At 42.1% G+C, this 17,021-nt stretch carries 29 protein-coding genes; all 29 read left to right on the top strand.

Annotated features, from left to right (window positions below; translation table 11 throughout):
• Positions 1-12: 12 nt before the first annotated feature.
• The gene (locus LJE11_RS00720; protein ID WP_227295306.1) at positions 13-882 is read left to right on the top strand and encodes a phage replisome organizer N-terminal domain-containing protein; all 870 of its coding nucleotides are present in this window, start codon (positions 13-15) and stop codon (positions 880-882) included.
• Entirely contained in the window at positions 857-1,480 is a 624-nt protein-coding gene (locus tag LJE11_RS00715; RefSeq protein ID WP_227295305.1) for a replicative helicase loader/inhibitor, read from the top strand. The genes LJE11_RS00720 and LJE11_RS00715 overlap by 26 nt, the downstream gene beginning before the upstream one ends.
• Before the next feature lie 4 nt (positions 1,481-1,484).
• Positions 1,485-2,312 (top strand): N-6 DNA methylase, encoded by an 828-nt coding sequence (locus tag LJE11_RS00710; protein WP_227226198.1) that lies wholly within the window; start codon positions 1,485-1,487, stop codon positions 2,310-2,312.
• Positions 2,297-2,980 (top strand): Cas9 inhibitor AcrIIA9 family protein, encoded by a 684-nt coding sequence (locus LJE11_RS00705; RefSeq protein ID WP_227226200.1) that lies wholly within the window; start codon positions 2,297-2,299, stop codon positions 2,978-2,980. The genes LJE11_RS00710 and LJE11_RS00705 overlap by 16 nt, the downstream gene beginning before the upstream one ends.
• Before the next feature lie 11 nt (positions 2,981-2,991).
• A complete protein-coding gene (locus LJE11_RS00700; RefSeq protein WP_227226201.1) occupies positions 2,992-5,154 on the top strand; it encodes a PcfJ domain-containing protein in 2,163 nt (720 codons plus the stop codon).
• Entirely contained in the window at positions 5,154-5,348 is a 195-nt protein-coding gene (locus LJE11_RS00695) for a hypothetical protein (protein WP_055200062.1), read from the top strand. The genes LJE11_RS00700 and LJE11_RS00695 overlap by 1 nt, the downstream gene beginning before the upstream one ends.
• Positions 5,348-5,572, top strand: a complete 225-nt coding sequence (locus LJE11_RS00690) for a hypothetical protein (protein ID WP_118566466.1) — start codon at positions 5,348-5,350, stop codon at positions 5,570-5,572. The genes LJE11_RS00695 and LJE11_RS00690 overlap by 1 nt, the downstream gene beginning before the upstream one ends.
• A 13-nt stretch (positions 5,573-5,585) precedes the next feature.
• Positions 5,586-5,858, top strand: coding sequence for a hypothetical protein (locus LJE11_RS00685; RefSeq protein WP_227226204.1), 273 nt, complete (start codon positions 5,586-5,588; stop codon positions 5,856-5,858).
• Complete coding sequence (locus tag LJE11_RS00680; RefSeq protein ID WP_227226207.1) at positions 5,845-6,396, top strand: Holliday junction resolvase RecU; 552 nt, start codon at positions 5,845-5,847, stop codon at positions 6,394-6,396. The genes LJE11_RS00685 and LJE11_RS00680 overlap by 14 nt, the downstream gene beginning before the upstream one ends.
• A 476-nt stretch (positions 6,397-6,872) precedes the next feature.
• On the top strand, positions 6,873-7,229 hold the full coding sequence (locus LJE11_RS00675) for a hypothetical protein (protein WP_331466234.1): 357 nt from the start codon (positions 6,873-6,875) through the stop codon (positions 7,227-7,229).
• 5 nt (positions 7,230-7,234) lie between these two features.
• Entirely contained in the window at positions 7,235-7,438 is a 204-nt protein-coding gene (locus tag LJE11_RS00670; RefSeq protein ID WP_195382647.1) for a hypothetical protein, read from the top strand.
• Between the two features lie 13 nt (positions 7,439-7,451).
• Positions 7,452-7,703, top strand: coding sequence for a hypothetical protein (locus LJE11_RS00665; protein ID WP_195382646.1), 252 nt, complete (start codon positions 7,452-7,454; stop codon positions 7,701-7,703).
• Positions 7,700-7,924: a hypothetical protein gene (locus tag LJE11_RS00660; RefSeq protein WP_195382645.1), complete on the top strand. Its 225-nt coding sequence runs from the start codon at positions 7,700-7,702 to the stop codon at positions 7,922-7,924. Before LJE11_RS00665 ends, LJE11_RS00660 begins: the two co-directional genes overlap by 4 nt.
• Entirely contained in the window at positions 7,905-8,342 is a 438-nt protein-coding gene (locus LJE11_RS00655) for a hypothetical protein (protein WP_195382644.1), read from the top strand. The genes LJE11_RS00660 and LJE11_RS00655 overlap by 20 nt, the downstream gene beginning before the upstream one ends.
• Positions 8,339-8,731 (top strand): DUF551 domain-containing protein, encoded by a 393-nt coding sequence (locus LJE11_RS00650; protein WP_195382643.1) that lies wholly within the window; start codon positions 8,339-8,341, stop codon positions 8,729-8,731. Before LJE11_RS00655 ends, LJE11_RS00650 begins: the two co-directional genes overlap by 4 nt.
• Complete coding sequence (locus tag LJE11_RS00645) at positions 8,728-9,210, top strand: YopX family protein (protein ID WP_195382642.1); 483 nt, start codon at positions 8,728-8,730, stop codon at positions 9,208-9,210. Before LJE11_RS00650 ends, LJE11_RS00645 begins: the two co-directional genes overlap by 4 nt.
• Before the next feature lie 238 nt (positions 9,211-9,448).
• Positions 9,449-9,784: a hypothetical protein gene (locus tag LJE11_RS00640; RefSeq protein ID WP_195382641.1), complete on the top strand. Its 336-nt coding sequence runs from the start codon at positions 9,449-9,451 to the stop codon at positions 9,782-9,784.
• A gap of 2 nt (positions 9,785-9,786) precedes the next feature.
• Positions 9,787-10,338, top strand: coding sequence for a hypothetical protein (locus LJE11_RS00635; protein ID WP_055149948.1), 552 nt, complete (start codon positions 9,787-9,789; stop codon positions 10,336-10,338).
• A gap of 13 nt (positions 10,339-10,351) precedes the next feature.
• The gene (locus LJE11_RS00630) at positions 10,352-10,666 is read left to right on the top strand and encodes a hypothetical protein (protein ID WP_008704633.1); all 315 of its coding nucleotides are present in this window, start codon (positions 10,352-10,354) and stop codon (positions 10,664-10,666) included.
• Positions 10,667-10,741: 75 nt separating this feature from the next.
• The gene (locus LJE11_RS00625; protein WP_195382640.1) at positions 10,742-11,095 is read left to right on the top strand and encodes a hypothetical protein; all 354 of its coding nucleotides are present in this window, start codon (positions 10,742-10,744) and stop codon (positions 11,093-11,095) included.
• Positions 11,040-11,243 carry a DUF6011 domain-containing protein gene (locus LJE11_RS20715; protein WP_227226220.1) on the top strand — a complete coding sequence of 68 codons (204 nt, stop codon included), beginning with the start codon at positions 11,040-11,042 and terminating at the stop codon, positions 11,241-11,243. The genes LJE11_RS00625 and LJE11_RS20715 overlap by 56 nt, the downstream gene beginning before the upstream one ends.
• Positions 11,218-11,436 carry a hypothetical protein gene (locus LJE11_RS00615; RefSeq protein WP_195382639.1) on the top strand — a complete coding sequence of 73 codons (219 nt, stop codon included), beginning with the start codon at positions 11,218-11,220 and terminating at the stop codon, positions 11,434-11,436. The genes LJE11_RS20715 and LJE11_RS00615 overlap by 26 nt, the downstream gene beginning before the upstream one ends.
• Position 11,437: 1 nt before the next feature.
• Positions 11,438-11,668 carry a hypothetical protein gene (locus LJE11_RS00610; RefSeq protein WP_118566484.1) on the top strand — a complete coding sequence of 77 codons (231 nt, stop codon included), beginning with the start codon at positions 11,438-11,440 and terminating at the stop codon, positions 11,666-11,668.
• 8 nt (positions 11,669-11,676) lie between these two features.
• Positions 11,677-12,252, top strand: a complete 576-nt coding sequence (locus tag LJE11_RS00605) for an HTH domain-containing protein (RefSeq protein WP_118570985.1) — start codon at positions 11,677-11,679, stop codon at positions 12,250-12,252.
• Between the two features lie 198 nt (positions 12,253-12,450).
• Positions 12,451-13,830 carry a sodium:solute symporter family transporter gene (locus tag LJE11_RS00600; protein ID WP_227295300.1) on the top strand — a complete coding sequence of 460 codons (1,380 nt, stop codon included), beginning with the start codon at positions 12,451-12,453 and terminating at the stop codon, positions 13,828-13,830.
• Positions 13,820-14,596, top strand: a complete 777-nt coding sequence (locus tag LJE11_RS00595; protein WP_227295298.1) for a phosphoadenosine phosphosulfate reductase domain-containing protein — start codon at positions 13,820-13,822, stop codon at positions 14,594-14,596. Before LJE11_RS00600 ends, LJE11_RS00595 begins: the two co-directional genes overlap by 11 nt.
• A gap of 49 nt (positions 14,597-14,645) precedes the next feature.
• On the top strand, positions 14,646-15,299 hold the full coding sequence (locus LJE11_RS00590) for a ParB/Srx family N-terminal domain-containing protein (protein WP_195277620.1): 654 nt from the start codon (positions 14,646-14,648) through the stop codon (positions 15,297-15,299).
• Positions 15,290-16,432: a phosphoadenosine phosphosulfate reductase domain-containing protein gene (locus LJE11_RS00585; protein ID WP_195277619.1), complete on the top strand. Its 1,143-nt coding sequence runs from the start codon at positions 15,290-15,292 to the stop codon at positions 16,430-16,432. Before LJE11_RS00590 ends, LJE11_RS00585 begins: the two co-directional genes overlap by 10 nt.
• On the top strand, positions 16,425-16,946 hold the full coding sequence (locus tag LJE11_RS00580; protein WP_118566490.1) for a ParB N-terminal domain-containing protein: 522 nt from the start codon (positions 16,425-16,427) through the stop codon (positions 16,944-16,946). Before LJE11_RS00585 ends, LJE11_RS00580 begins: the two co-directional genes overlap by 8 nt.
• Positions 16,947-17,021 lie beyond the last annotated feature (75 nt).

Below are 17,021 nucleotides of genomic sequence, written 5' to 3'. Positions count from 1 at the left end.
CAGGAGGGAAAGATGGCAGATAAGAAAACTTATTATTACTTGAAGTTGAAAGAAGGCTTCTTTGATTCAGAAGATATGCTTCTCCTGCAAGGAATGAAAGATGGATATATCTATAGTGATATCTTACTTAAACTCTATTTAATGAGTTTAAGACAGGACGGCCGGCTTATGTATAGGGGGATTATCCCCTATACGCCGGATATGGTGGCAACAATTACACACCATCAAGTTGGAACTGTTGAAAAAGCGATGAAGGTGTTGACATCCATGGGATTCATTGAAATTTTGGATAATGGTGCAATTTATATGCTCGATATCCAGAATTTTATAGGACGGAGTTCTAATGAAGCCGACAGGAAAAGAGAGTACAGAGCAACTATAAATGCCGAAAAATCAAGGATTATTGAGGATAAAGAAGGACAAATGTCCAGACAAATGTCGGACGTTCGGGCACCAGAGAATAGAGATAAGAGAACAGAGAATAAAGATAAAGATAATAAAAACATTAGCTTGGAGCTTAAAGACTCCAAGCAGAACACTTTTATTTCTCTTCCTCTGGCTACGGGCTCAGGGAACTATGATGTGACCTTTGATTACCTCAATTCACTGAGAGAACTGTTTCCGGCACTGGATGTTGAACAGGAGTTTAGATCAATGGCGGCATGGCTTGATAGTCACCCTCGTAATCGTAAGACCCCGAGAGGAATCAAGAGTTTTATAACTAACTGGTTAGGGCGATCACAGAATTCAATGCCGGCATCCAGAACTCCTGTGACACAAGCGCCGGCCGCAACACGAAATATGTCTACCAGTCAATACATGGAGGCAACAGCTGGATGGTACAAAGGGACAGGTGATGGAAGTGACGCAACAGGAATTTGATCTTATCAGGGCTTCAATCAAAAGCGCATATCCGACATTCAATGTCATGCCAGACCAGTACAGCATCAGAATGTGGTACCGCATGCTGGGAGATCTGGACTACAAGCTTTGCGAAACAGCATTGATGGAACTGTTTGCCACTCATACATACCCGCCGCAGATTTCTGAGATACGGGAGAAATGTGCAGAATATACAGTTCCACACCTCAAAGACCAGGGAGAGGCATGGGGAGAAGTGCAGAAAGCCATTAGCCAGTATGGATATTACAGGCAGGAAGAAGCACTGGAAAGCCTGACACCGATAGTCAGAGAGGCGGTAAAGCGGCTTGGCTTCCGGGAGATATGTCTTGATGAGAACCAGGATGCTGTGCGAGCACACTTCTTCAAGATATATTCAAGCCTGATCGAGCGCAAGACGAACGATGCAAAGCTTCCTCCGAGTATTCTGGAAGCGAAAAATAAATATATTGCACAGCTTACCACGCAAGAAAATGTGGCAATAGAACAACAGCACCGGGAACAGATAGCAGAAGAACCAGAACGTGCGACACCAGAGTATATAGATATGCTGATGCGGGAACACGGATTCAAGAGGTGACAGCATGGAGCAGATAGAGAAAATACAGGGAACAGAGAAAGAGTTCATAAAAGTCTTTCAAGAGCTGTGTTACAGCCGGAGTTCATGGCAGGTGTGGGCGGATCTGATGGCGGCAATGGCATGTACACTTGCAAATGCAGTAGATAAGTCATTGCCGAGACATACGGCAAGGGAAAAAGAGTATGCAGAGTGTATCAAACGCCTTGGAGGAGTGGAGAAGCCGGCCAAGTGCTTTGCGATTGTAGTTGAAGCACTGGAACGCAATCCAGATCAGGATTTCCTTGGGAGGTTATACATGAGCCTCGAACTGGGAAATCACTGGAAAGGCCAGTTTTTCACACCGTATGATGTCTGCAGATGCATGGCAGAGTTGACGATACATGACAATATGCAGAAACTGCAGAACAAAGAATGGGTATCTGTTAACGATCCTGCCTGCGGAGCCGGAGCAACACTTATAGCAGCGGCGAATACATTTCGTCGGAAAGGGTTTAATTACCAGACTCAAGTGCTGTTTGTTGCAAATGATATTGACCGGGTAACTGCACAAATGTGTTTTGTACAGTTGTCGCTTCTTGGCTGTCCAGGATATGTAGCAGTTGCAAACACACTATCAAATCCAGTAGCAGGCAATACACTTATGCCAGAGGAAAGACCTGAACAGGAATTTTGGTATACACCGTTTTATTTCAGGCCAGAGTGGAATATGAGAAGACAACTTCAAATTCTTAGACACAGACAACGACGGCCCACCTTATTTGGAAGAGCACCGGAACAGATAACATTTCATTTTGATTTCGAGAAAGGAGAATACAAATGTCAGAACAGTTAAAACAGGAAGTGGACACTGCTGAAATCGACCGTTTAGAGACGGAAACGGACGTGGACAGTAAAACGATAGGGCAGGACGAAACAGAACTGCCAGAGAGCAAATTAGAGGACGAGAGCGGCAATGAATCGTCAGCAGAAGCAGAGACAACTGAAAATACAAAATCAATAAAGCAGAAAGCAAAAGAAAAACTGGAAGCTGAAAAGAAAAAAGCAACCCAGAAGAACTTTGCGGATCCGATCATTGCTTATCTGTTGAAAAGATGCGAAGAGGATCAGGGGCTTGCTGAAGATGTGATGCAGGAGGGAAAGACCTGGAACAAGTGCTTTAACTATATTGTCGAACAGGCTAGGAAGCAGTCGAATGGCAGAAGTACAGCAGTTGAAGACCGAGTTGTGTATGAATGGGCCGAGGATTATTACCGCAAGTATGAAAAACCGGAAACCGCCAAAAAGGAAAAAGGCAAAAAGCCTGCGACAACAAAAAAGACAGAAGCACCAGCTAAAAAAGTCACAGAAATCAAGAAAGACATTCAGGAAACAAAGGATGATTCCAAGGTTTCTGAAAAGCCAGAGAAAAAAGATGCTGCTTCCAAGCAGCAGAAAACTGAAAAAACAAGTACAAAAAGCAGCGGCCTGAACGGTCAGATGTCACTGTTCGATCTTCTATAGGAGGCCGCCACATGGAAAAGAGAAAATTAGCACAGATTCCAAGAGAAGAAGCCACAGACGAAATGGTCAGGTTTGCCGAAAGAGCTGCGGGCACGCATATTGTTACAACAAGAGACATAGAAAAAGATCTTTTGATGATGACATTCTATCCCATTGATAAACTGAAGAAAGGAGAAAAGAGCGCTCAGTTAAGAACATTTTTTTCCAAGAATGATTACATATCACAGGATCTGACTGCTGAAAGGGTGAAATGGCTGACTGCAGCTTTTGATCGGATGGAATGTATTCACCTGTATGAATATCACTGGGATAGAGATAAGGGGAACAGATATACCCCGAACATGTTTTTCTGGACGGATGCAGACATTGATCGTATGCGTGGATTTTTCAAAGAATGGAGTACAGAAAAAGATGTTAAAGACTGGACAGCTGTGACACGTTTTCAGGACATGGTCAAACAGCGGAGACTGGATGAAAAACATGCCAAGGAGACAAATCCTATTGATACAGTCATGGGAACAGTCAAGGAAATTCCGGAAGACTTCAAGAAATGGGTATCGGAAAAAGTGATGTCATTCAGCAGATATCTGGTTTACTCAACAAGATCAAAGAATGAGGCTCTGGTGCATTGCACTCATTGTAATGGGGTGACACTGGTAGACAGAACGAAAATTCGGTTAAGAAATAACGAGAAGGGGATATGCCCCCTTTGTGGAAGTCCGGTCACCATTAAAGCCAGAGGCAGGATGCCGGCACATATATGGGACAAAAGGATAGTTTCATTCATTGAACCAAGAGAAGAGGGGTTTCTGTGGCGATATTTCTCGGTCCATAGAGAGGTGAAACAGGATGGAAAAACGAATGACAGTCTGCTTGAAATCGTAAGGACGTTTTACAAATTTGCACCGAACGGAACGCCATGCACCAGCAGTTATGAATACAGAGAGTATAAACAGACTGGTATTGTGCGGTGGTGTACAGATGAAGGGTACAGAGAAAGGTCATACTGCGCCTTATATCCGGGAAACCTGCCGGAAGCATGGAAAGATACTCCAATGAAATATTCAGCACTGGAGATTTTGTCAGAGAATAGACCGAGCGAACAGATACATTATGCCAATGCTATTTACAGATATCAGGAGTTTCCACAGCTTGAATGGTTTATAAAAATGGGTCTGTATAAACTGGCTGCGCATCTGATCAATAAGATTCATGACGGGGCATTTGAATATAATAGCCGGAATGGAATCAGGGGACTCAGAAAAAACGGAAAAACAATATTTGAAATACTCGGGCTCACGAAGGAGAACACACGAATCCTGCAGTCTATTGATGGGAACATTGATGAATTGAGGCTATTGCAGGAAGCGCAAAGCTCCGGATACAACCTAAAAGCGGAAGAATTGGAACGGTTCTATAAACTCTTTGGATGCAATACAACGCTGATACGGAAAGAAAACAGACATTCAACGATTCATAAGATCTGCAGATATATCGAGCGCGAAGGTTCCGATTATCGAGTAGGAGAGCGTGGAGGGTGTTGGAGATATTCTTATATGCAGCGCAAAGAAAGACCGGATATCAGGGAAGAACGTTTGCAGAATTGCGCCAAGGACTGGTTGGATTATCTGGCTTGGTGTAAAGAACTGAAATATGACCTCACCAATATGTTCTTCTATTTCCCGAAGAATTTCAAAAAAGTTCATGACAGGACAGCTGCGGAATATCAGGCAGTACAAGATAAAAAGGCCGCAGAAAAGAAACGTCGGGAAGAAGAACGGATAAAGCGAGAGGCTGAGGTCATGAAAAAACTTCTGGAGGAAATGCTCAAAGAGAATGCCGGCATAGATAACGCTTTCCTGATAAAAGGAAAAGGATTGATATTGAGAGTGCCAAGAGATGCACAGGAAATCAAGAATGAAGGAGCTGCCCTTCACCATTGTGTTGGAACTTACGTTGATCGAGTGGCAAAAGGGCAGACACACATCTTCTTTGTGCGCAGAGTGGAAGAACCTGATACACCATATTTCACAATGGAATATAACAAAGGTCGAGTGATCCAGTGCAGGGGCAGTCACAACTGCGAGATGCCGTCATCAGTAAAAACTTTTGTAGCTGCATTCGAGAAACTGATGAAAGAACGAGAAGAAAAGATAGAAAGGAAGTGCGGGTAATGGCTAAGCAGATCATAAGGAGCATTCGTAAAGGCTCGGTACAGTGGAATGAAGAAGACAGACTGCAGATGGTTTCAATGCTGGCGAAAGCAGGATATGCGGTTCAGATCGTAAGAAAAGAGATTCCAAGCAGTGAAACTAGAAAGACAACGCAGTATGAATATGTGATCGAATATGGAGAGAGGGTGGAGTAATGATCGCTATGAAACCTGTATCAAAAACAGGAATTGTTATTCGATACAATTTCGTGAAGTTGGAACATGAATACCATTATTGCCCGGCTTGCGGTGGTGCGTTGAATGCTGGACCAGATTACTACCCTGATTTTTGTGAGAAGTGCGGACAGGCACTTGATTTTTCCGGAACAGAATGGAAAGAAGATAGACAGATAGGGTTCGTAGAACCAGAAGCCGTGTAAGAAAGGAGATAGAATGGCTAAGAAAAGTTGCAGAAGAACAATGGATGAAAATAAAATCCATGAGAAAGCAGTAAAAATGAGAAAAAAGACAGATGAACAGCTGGTTCATTATGTGGAAGACAGAGTGGAGAAAGCCAGAAGCGAAGGGTTCAACGAAGGCAAGGCTTTAGCTAAAAATACAACAAAGGAGTTTATTGTATTGCTCCAGCAGAATAAGATTCCGGGAATCGGAGCAGTAACGATCAATAAGCTGTTGAAAGTGGCAGGTGAGCATGGATACTTATAATCGTTCAATCATAGGGCTTAAAAGCAGATCAAACGGCGAATATTTTGAAAAAATGATTATGGCAGCTTCACGGTTCTATGAGGACCGGGGGATAGCTGTTATAGATAAAACCCCTGAAGCTTTTAAAGTGATTAAGCCGTATAACAGAGACAGAGGCCAGTTCATATGTTGTTTTACACAACAGGCTCAACCGGATTTTAAAGGCGCCCTGATGGACTCTACAATGGTTCTGTTTGATGCGAAACATACAGATAAAGGCCAGATCAGTCGGAATGTTGTGACAGAAGAGCAGGAGGAATGCTTTGAACGTTACATGAAGATGGGGGCCATGTGCTTCTTGGTAATATCCCTCGAATTCGAGGAGTTTTACAGGGTTCCATGGATCGTATTCAGAGACATGAAAAAAATCTACGGACATAAGTATATGAATCGTGAGGAACTGGCACCTTATAGAGTTAAATATAACAACGGAGTTGTGAAATATCTGGACGGGATAACACTCCGGGAAAGGAACGAAGATGAAAGTACAGAAGTATGAGATTTCCAGAACTATTGATAAATTGAAAAGCATTGTGCAGAAGAACGACCAGTTTCCGGCATTAGGAGGCGTTCTGGTAAAGGACGGGTATTTAATCGCATCCAATACAGAAATGACCATGCAGCTCAAATTAGAGGCCTCTAAAGGCAGTTGTTTCATCATTCCTATGAAAGCCTTTGATGTAATTAAAAATCTTCCGGATGGCGAAGTGATTATTGATGCAGACGGCAAAAACATTGTTACGATCAAGACAAAAGCTATAAAGAATAAATACCAGAGCTATCCTCCGGAAGAATTCAGTTTTGATATTACAGAAGATCTGGATGCCCCAGAAGTTGTGATCAATGGTAAGAGGATGATGGAGGCAATTGGACATGTTATCTATGCAGCTGCAGACAGCAGTTCTGCAACACAGATGATGGGTGTGTACTTCGAAGGTGGAGAAAACAAGATTAAGTTGGTCGCACTTGACGGACATGGCGGGAAAGATGAAAACGTATGTTTCCAGACCGGAATTAGTTGCGGCAATGACCAGAGCAAAGATGTGTACGGAAGAAAAGAAACCTGCAGTCTTCGAAATGAACGAAGATCAGTTAAATATTCGCATTGCCGACAGACTTACGGATTATCAGGAAGAGGTGAAGCTTCAGGATCCGCTTCCTGAACCATTGAAAATTGGCTTCGATTCGAAGCTGGTTCTTGAAACACTGAAAGCATTCACTTGTGAAAATATAGCTATGAATTTTTCAGGGCCTAAGATGCCGGCAGTTGTTGAAGCGGAAGACAGTGACATGAAAGCTATCGTGCTTCCAGTAATGATAAGAGAGGAATAAAAACTATGATTGAGATCTTGGATATGAAAGATGTAAAAGATGCAACACCAGAAGAACTGGAAGAGCTTCGTCGGAAAGGATTCCTTCCGAAAACCAGATCCAAAAGAATTTCCGGGAAACCGATTACTCCATATGAAAGAACCAGAGCACAGGTGGCTGCTACCGGGAATAGATGGGCGATGGAGAATTTTTACGCCACACACAGCTGAAAGGTGATGCATTATGGCGAATTTATATAATTTGTGCAGAAAGGACGGGACAGTGATGGAATACTCCATCACTGCATCCGACATAGCAAAGCGAATTGGATGCGATCGACAGGATATCTATTCTTCGGCAAGCTATGGGCTCCTGATCAAGAAAGAGTATTATGCAGAAATTGCAGATCGTCCGTTGAGCTGGAAGAAAGATATTAATCTGTTAACAGAATATGACAGTGTTCGGAAAAAGTTTCTTAGGAGGTGCGGAAAGTGAAAATATATAAAGCAGTGCATGAGAGAGAAAACAAGTGCAAGGAACTTCACAAGGAGATGAATCTGAATGTAGGGCCGACCAGACTGATCCAACCGGATTTTTACCTGTTGGTCGATGTGGATGACCTGCAGAAACAGGTGAATGCCTTGGAAAATGAAGTTCATCGCATGAAAAGAGTAGAAGCGAGAAGGAGATGGCGTTATGGAAGAAAAAAATATTAAGATAACAATTAATGTTGAATGCTCGGAAAAATCTAGTGTAAAAAAAGAACAGATTGCTGGATATCTGCTGAGAGCTATTGCGGGAGTAACTGCAAACAATAAATGCCTTATTACAAATTATGCATGTGAAATAAATGAGAAAAATGATGATAAGTTACAGGAGAAATATATTACAGGAAAGCCTAAACTTACAAAAGACGAAAAGAGTTTCCTTGACGGACTGGATCCTTCGTGGAGTTACATGCTGAGAAATGGAAAAGGGCAACTATATCTTGCTAAAAAAGTTGAGTCTATGTACGGAAGTACATTCAAATATTTGTATTTAGAGGGCATAACAAATGCAAAGTTTGATTTTGTTGAAGCAGAAGGCGAAAGCTGGTTGATTTCCGATTTAAAAGAATGCGAGGTGGAAGCATGAGCGATGTAATGGAAATTGTTCAGAACGAAGACGGCACATTTAGTGCATACGATGACACTTATGACATTGTAATACACTGTGAAACAGAAGCTGAACAGAAGAAAGCCATTGATCTGATGAATTCTAATAGATGGATTCCAGTTGATGAGAGATTACCAGAACCGGACAAATACATTGCCATATCACTTGATAACTGCGATATTCCGGCAATCGGAAGATATACGGTTGATAATGAAGGTGGAGGCACATTCAGAGTCGGAAACCAGGACGAAAGTTTTCTTGAAATTGGCTTATTTGTCAATGCCTGGATGCCGCTTCCAGAGCGCTATGAGGAGGACAAGATAATAGATGTAACAATTAAGTTCGTGAAAGGCAGTGGAGTTGAATGAGAGAAATTCTTTTCAAGGGAAAGAAAAAAGATAACGGTGAATGGATAGAGGGATACCTGTTGGATGGTGGAATGCCGGGAGAAAAGCGAATATTCATAGGGAAATTGGTAATAGGCAAATGGACCGTTATGGCGGATGAATTTGACGAAGTTGATCCGGATACAATATGCGAGTACACAGGATCAACAGATAAGAACAACAAGAAAATCTGGGAGAATGATATTTTGATGCGTCATGGAAATTCAGAAGACCTTGTAAAAGCGGTATTTGGAGAATTTGGTGTAAGAAATATTGAAACCGGGTCCATAGTAGATAAAGTTGTCGGATGGCATTATGAGATTATTCCGACAGATACAATCAGCAGATGTGAACCATTATGCTATTCAATGCCACTGACCAAAGATTATATCGACAGGTGCGAAATGGAAGTAGTTGGAAGCATTTTCGACAATCCAGAATTATTGCAAGGAAGTTTATGAGCCGGGATGATTATGCTTTTCACTGCACAGGATGCCGTTGTAATCATTGTGCAAACAATGTGGAAACAGGAGATAACTGTGCAGGGGAAGCGATAAAAGCCTGCTTCGTCTGTGACGAATGTAATTGGTATGATGGGAACTTGAAAAATAGAGATATGACCTGTAGGCAGTGCGAAGATTATATTGTAACAAATCAACATGCTGAGTATTTAAGAAAAAGGATAAAGGTGATAAAAAGATGAAAAAACAGTGGAATTATGTTGAAAAAGACGGAAACCCGAAAAAGGCAGGGCTGTACTGGGTGACGCTTATTTATCCAGAGAGAAAAGATGGTAAAAAGACAGGAAAATTTATGGCTGAGGTTGATACCAGATATTTCGCAGATTTGGACAAAGAGTCAGATTTAAGAGGCTTGACCATGGACGGAGAACCAGATAGCGGTTTCGCATGGACAGAAGAATGCGGAAGTATTTCAGGAGAAAGAGTGCATGCTTGGATGCCTATGGAAGATATTAGAATTGCTGAGTTGCCGGAGGGAGTTGAAAACCGAAATTTTGAATCTATGGAGGTATAAGCGTGACAAGAGCAGAAACAACCAAGTTCCTTGGACAGTTGCTTATAAGTACCCGGTTTAACGGCGCTGGGAAGCACTGGGCCAGCGAGGTAAGTATTGATCCGTGGGGAAGAGATGCGAAAAGAGTTGATTACATGCAGTTTTCACCAGCTGACCAGTGCTCTATATCCGGGATAGAAAAAGGCATATTTACATGTTATGAGGTAAAAAGCTGCAAAGAGGATGTTTATAGTGGGAACGGTCTCAACTTCCTGGGTGAGAAAAACTATATTGTAACCACTATGGAGTGTTACAAGGATATTTTACCGGACTTTCGGAGTGGGAAACTTGCTAAGCATATGCGTGATCAGTTTCCGGAATCCTCCAATTATTTTGGAGTGATGGTTGCAATACCATACTGGGCAGAAATTACAGATGAATTCGAGAATCCTACACCGATAGATGGAAACACAGAGAGGAGTTGGAAGCTGGCGGCTATTTTATCATGCAGGCAGGGACCAAGAAAGAGATCTATGTCGGAATTATTATTTTGTATGTTGCGGAGCGGTCATTAAGGAGGATGAAGAAATGAAAAAATTTAAAGAAAAACGCATGGCAAGTTATGTGCTCAGAAGCAATGAACTGATTCAGGAAGGCAAAACAAAAGAAGCTGCAGAGCTATTTGGAAAAGGCTTAGGTTATTATAGTTCAAACATTATTCATGCCATTACGCCTTATGCAACCGCGGATGCAGGACTTATATCTACTGTTTTACGTCATTTAGCATCAGAAATCGAAGAAAAGAATCCTGGGGCAAAAGAAATGCGAGAATGGGCAGAAACTCATGTCGAAAAGCCGGAACTCAAAGAGATAAAGAGAATTAAGAAACCTAATTGTAAATAAGAAAAATATTCGATTGGAGTGAAAAGATGTTTGATATCGAAAAGGCAAGAGAAAAAAAGGAGAGGAGTAAAATAAATGAAGGAAGTTATATTTTACTTATGTGGAATCTTTAGCTGTATGATCATATGGTTCTTGTGGGCTATTATAGCCTATAAAAAGGCCAAAGAAGCCCCTTTGAAAGAGTATGCAAGGATTCATATTGATATCGAGAAAGCTATCAGAGAGAATGAAGAACAGATTGCGATAGCTAAAAAATATCAGGTGATTGAAGATCAGGTGATTGACCAGATGATTCTTCAATGGAAGATAGAGTACCTGCAGAGCCAGAGAGCATGGCTATTTGCATTACTTGGCGGAAAGATGGAGGATTCGTATGTACAGCAAATGTCAGAAATGTGGAAGGAAACTGACGGATCCGGAAAGCATTGAGAGAGGATATGGACCAGAATGCTGGGGAAGTATCTTGCCTCATTATTCTATTGAACAGGAGGAACCGGAAGAATCTATTCCAGGCCAAATGACTATAGAAGATTTCTTGGGAGGTTTAAAAAATGGAGGAGAAAAGGATATGTCCTGAATGTGGGAAAGAGTATAGTTCTCGCCCGGCATTATCAAGAAAAGACAATAAAACAATGATATGTCCCAAATGTGGGATGATGGAAGCGCTTGATACAGTGCGAAATTTCTACGCTCCGGGAATGACAGATCAACAATGGAAACGGTATAAAGAGGAGTACATGCTTAAATATATAAATATAAAGGAGAATTGAAATGGATAAAAGTTTATATAATGCAAGCGGATGTAAGGACAGAACAGCACATGATGCAATCTGCGCAGCGGATAGAACCCGAACATTGGTGTACAGGGCAAGTAGAAGCAAAAAAGATGAGGACGCAGAATTGTTTGTGAAGATGGTAAAGAGACTTGCCAGAGGTTTTGGATTCAAACTCTGTGACAGAATCAAATTCGAGGATCCTGAGACTGGAAAGAAATATGTGTGAGGTGGAGCATGGATACAGAAAAACAATTCGTTGTTATGAGCAAAAAAGATGTTGAAGAAATGATTCAGCAGGCAGCAGTGGCAGGAGCACAGGTTGCGAGCGATACAATGCTGGTGGCTCAGCGCCGGGCTGAAAAAGAAAGAATAGACCGAAGACTTCACAATACAGAATTGCTCCTCAGAAACTACAGGACTCTCAAGGCATCCTGTGAAAATGCTGTATATGAATCGAGGGATTCAAAAAGAGAAGAGGTCACAGAAATACTGGAAGACATTATGGAGATGAAAGACGACAAGGTGATCGTGGAATCTATCAAGGCGTCGGCAAAGAGAACGGCTTTAATGGTACAGCATATTGATAAAATGCTGGACGTATACAGAATTTATTGTAGCAAGCTTTCAGAGAAAGACAAGAGAAGATACAAAGTAATCAAGTTATTGTACATATCAAAGCAGTCAATGAATATTACGGAAATTTCAAAAAAATTTTCCGTTAGTAAAGTCACTATTTACGAGGATCTCAAAATTGCGAAAGAGCGCTTATCTTCGCTGTTTTTCGGGATTGACGGACTGAGATTTTTTTGAAAAATAGAAAATATCGAAAAGCGTTAACTTAACATTGACTTAATAACGAAAATGGTGTATGATAATCGGGTAAAATTTTATCATGAGCCATGAGCCATCAGAGTGAAATCTGGTGGCTTTTTTAATGTAAACCTTTGGACGGGAGGGATATAAATGTAAAGGTAAAATGCTCCTTTAGAAAAATAAAGGAGATCATACATGAATGGAATAATTATGCTGTTTGTCTACGCAGCGATCATGATACTGGCGACAGTGACCATGACTAAAAAAGAGAAAAATGTAGTAAATTTTTGTGTTGGAAGCCGGTCTGAGAACTGGATCCTGTCCGCACTGAGTATTGCGGCGACGTGGATCTGGGCGCCGGCTTTGTTTGTTTCAACAGAAAAAGCATATTCGGCCGGATGGATTGGGCTTTTCTGGTTCTTAGTGCCAAATGCTTTATGCTTGGTGATATTTATTCCTTTTGCAAAGAGAATCCGGAAGGAAATGCCGGAAGGAATGACACTGTCTGGTTACATGAAAGAAAAATACAAATCCGATGGAGTGAAAAGAGTTTACCTCTTTCAGCTGATCGGGCTGTCTGTTCTGTCAACGGGAGTTCAGCTTCTTGCAGGAAGTCAGATCCTTAGTGCAGTAACAGGAATTTCGTTCAAAGCCATGACTATTTTGCTTGCTTGCATAGCAATTTCATATTCCCTGTTCTCCGGAATCAAAGCATCTATGCTTACAGATGCTATTCAAATGGTATTCATGCTTGTTGCATGTAGCCTATTTGTAATATTCGGAGTAAGAAATACAGGAACACAGGGCATTATACAGGGACTGAGCGGTATATCAGGAGACTACACAACACTATTCTCTGGAAAAGGAGTAGAGATTTTCTTAGCCTTTGGGCTTCCGACAACGATTGGACTTTTATCCGGGCCGTTTGGAGATCAGAGCTTCTGGCAGAGAGCGTTTGCAGTAAAAAAAGAGAAGCTGGGAAGAGCGTTTCTTCTTGGAGCAGTTCTTTTTGCGGTGGTTCCGCTGTCAATGGGAATTCTTGGATTTATGGGAGCCGGTGCAGGATATCAGGCACAGAACCTTGGAATCATCAATTTTGAATTGATCCGCCACTTTTTCCCGCCCTGGGCAGTATTGCCGTTCCTTTTCATGATTGTTTCCGGCTTACTGTCTACAGTGGATAGCAACCTGTGCGCAGTATCTTCGCTTACGACAGATATTGCAGGAGGAAAAGACATCAGGAAGACCAGAGCTGCAATGGCAGTGCTTCTGATCGCTGGCATTCTGATTGCAAATATCCCGGGAATTACAGTGACACATCTATTTTTGTTCTATGGCACACTGAGGGCGTCAACATTACTTCCAACAGTCATGACATTGAAAAGGGTAAGACTGAATGCAAAAGGGATTATCACAGGTGTGGTTGCTGCACTGGCTGTAGGGCTTTCTGTATTTGCCTACGGCAGCGTTTTGAATAGTGGACCATATAAAACACTGGGAAGCTTGCTTACAGTCCTGTTGAGCGGAATTATTGCCTTGGCCGCTTCCGGAAAGGAGAGACGCTATGCTCGGTAGAAAACAATCCGTTCGAAATAATGAAGACTGGAAGAATGCGCTTGAACACATTGAAGAGACGGTGTCAAAGAAAGAACTGGATTCCCTTGTGAAAAAGACAGTGAAAGACATCAAAGAGAAATGCAAGGGGAAAAAGGCAGCCTATGCATGGAGTGCGGGAAAAGACTCCCTGGTACTTGGAGAGATATGCGAGAAAGCTGGCATCGATCAGAGCGTCCTTGTGAGATGCAATCTGGAATATCCGGCATTTATTGCATGGATAGAGCAGAATAAACCTTCTAACCTTGAGATTATCAATACCGGACAGGACATGGAATGGCTGAAAAAGCATCCGGATATGTTGTTTCCGGATAAAAGCAATAAGGCAGCACAGTGGTTCCATATCGTACAGCACAGGGGACAAGCACGATATTATAAAGAGCATCAGTTAGAAATACTCCTGCTCGGACGCAGAAAGGCAGACGGCAATTATGTTGGAAAAGATAATATCTACACTAATTCATCCGGAATCACCAGATACAGCCCTCTCGCAGAGTGGAGACACGAAGATGTCCTTGCGTATATTCACTATTATGATGTGAAACTCCCGCCCATATATGACTGGGAGAAAGGATATTTATGCGGTACACATCCATGGCCTGCCAGACAGTACATGGAGACAGAACAGCAAGGTTGGAAAGAAGTTTACGAAATTGATAAGACCATAGTTGAAAATGCAGCACAGCATTTCGATGGAGCTAGAGAATTTTTAAAAGCTATCAAATAGCCGGTTGCAGCCGGAAGCCATTGCCCTTCAGAAATGGAGGACAAGCAAGATGAAAGTAACAATCAAAAAATTGAGTGTTCTGAAGCATCCTGAGAAAAATGTCAGGATTCATTCAGAACAGCAGATCAGGGAACTGAAGAGATCACTTGAAAAGTTTGGTCAGACACGAGCACTGGTCATTGATGAAAACAATATCATTCTGATTGGTAACGGTTTGTATGAAGCTATGGTGAGTCTTGGCTATCAGGAAGCAACTGTATATGTAAAAGCAGGGCTTTCTGAGAACGATAAAAAGAAACTCATGATAGCTGATAATAAGACCTATGCTCTTGGAATCGACAATCTGGAAACCCTGAATGAGTTCCTTGAGGAACTGCAGGGGGATCTGGATATCCCTGGATATGATGAAGAAATTTTACAGCAGATGGTCGCTGATGCGGATGAAGTTACCGAAAAACTCTCCGAGTATGGAACTTTAGATGATTCCGAAATCCAGAAGATTAAAGAAGCAAATGAAAAGAGAGAACAGAAAGCCGCAGTGGATACACAATCAGCTGATAATGGAGAGAGTAGCCCGGAAAAGCCGAACCCGCAGAACGAACAGCCAGCAGAAGAGCAGAATGCCGCTGAAACCGAACCTGAGATCACAGAGACCAGAAGGTTTGTTGTCTGCCCTAAATGCGGTGAGAAAATATGGCTGTAAAACGCTGTGAATCAAACATTGATGTTGTGAAGGCTGCGGAAATCCGAATAAAAAATGTATTTGGAAATGGTCTGCCAGTGTTCTTTTCCTTCAGTGGCGGAAAAGACAGCTTGTGCGTGGCACAGTTGGTGGTAAATCTAGCCAACCGGGGCGAGATCGATATGAAGCAGCTTACAGTGCAGTTCATAGATGAAGAGGCAATATTTCCTTGCATGGAAGATATGACAAAGAAATGGCGGCGTATCTTTATGATGATGGGAGCAAAGTTTGAATGGTATTGCGTGGAGGTAAAGCATTTTAACTGCTTCAATGAACTGTCAAATGACGAAACATTTATCTGCTGGGATTCTACGAAGCAAGATGTCTGGGTAAGACAGCCACCTTCATTCGCAATAAGGAACCATAAACTGTTACGCCCAAGGATTGATGCTTATCAGGATTTCCTGCCGAGAACAACCGTATCCGGAATTACAATGGTTGGCATCAGGACAGCGGAATCCGTACAGAGACTTCAGAATATTGCGTCCATGACAAAAGCAGGAAATAAAATGACCGCAAAGAAACAGGTGTTCCCAATCTACGACTGGACAGACAATGATGTATGGCTGTTTCTTCTGAGAAACCATGTCGATATCCCGGAAATATATCTGTTTCTCTGGCAGTCTGGATCAAGCAAGAGACAGATGAGGGTATCTCAGTTCTTTTCTGTTGATACGGCCAGAAGCCTCGTGAAGATGAATGAATATTATCCAGATCTCATGGAACGGATCATCAGAAGGGAACCGAATGCTTATCTGGCTGCCCTGTATTGGGATAGCGAGATGTTCGGCAGAAGTTCCAGAAAAAGGAAAGAGGCGGAAGCAGGACAGGAGCAGAAAGATTATCGGCAGGAGCTGATATATCTTTTTAATCACATGGACGTTTTCTTCGACACTCCGCATAAAAGGCATGTGGCAGAACGATACCGTAATTTCTTTATGGCGGTATCAGCAATAGCAACGCCGACTGATTACAAGCATATATACGAAGGTCTGATTTCGGGAGATCCCAAAATGAGGGCATTCCGGGCACTATACCAGAGAATATATGGACGATATATTAATGATGCGAAGAAAGGAGAACACCATGGATAATAAGCTGTCAGCACCGTTATCTACCCTACGATGGGTAAACAGGGACTCATTGAAACCGAATGATTACAACCCGAACAAAGTTTCGAAGGAGAATTTGAAACTGCTTATCCAGTCTATTCTCACGAATGGTTGGACACTTCCGATTGTTGTTCGCCCAGACATGACGATCATCGATGGATTCCACAGATGGACAGTTGCCGGAATGGAACCGTTATGTTCTAAACTGGATGGGAAAGTTCCTGTTGTTATTGTAGAACATAAAGAGCATTCAGAAGATATTTACGGTACCGTTACCCACAACAGGGCAAGAGGTACTCATTTGCTGGAACCTATGAAGAAAATTGTAAAAGAGCTCATGGACGAAGGCAAAACGGTTGAAGAAATCGGAAAACAGCTTGGAATGAGACCGGAAGAAATCTTCCGATTGTCTGATTTTTCAAAAGAAGACTTCTTGAAGATGATGACAAAAGGGGTGACGGGATATTCAAAAGCTGAATTTATCACAAAAATTTAATACTGTTCTATTGCGTATAGAACAAAAAGCGGGGAGAGGGAGTGTAACCTCTCCCTTTTGCATATGCCGAAATAA

The sequence above is a fragment of the Blautia sp. DFI.1.216 genome (assembly GCF_020594215.1).
In the GTDB taxonomy this organism is placed as follows: Bacteria; Bacillota; Clostridia; order Lachnospirales; family Lachnospiraceae; genus Blautia_A; species Blautia_A wexlerae.
The sequence above is the reverse complement of the archived record's forward strand: the minus strand, read 5'-3'. Positions and strand labels throughout refer to the sequence as shown.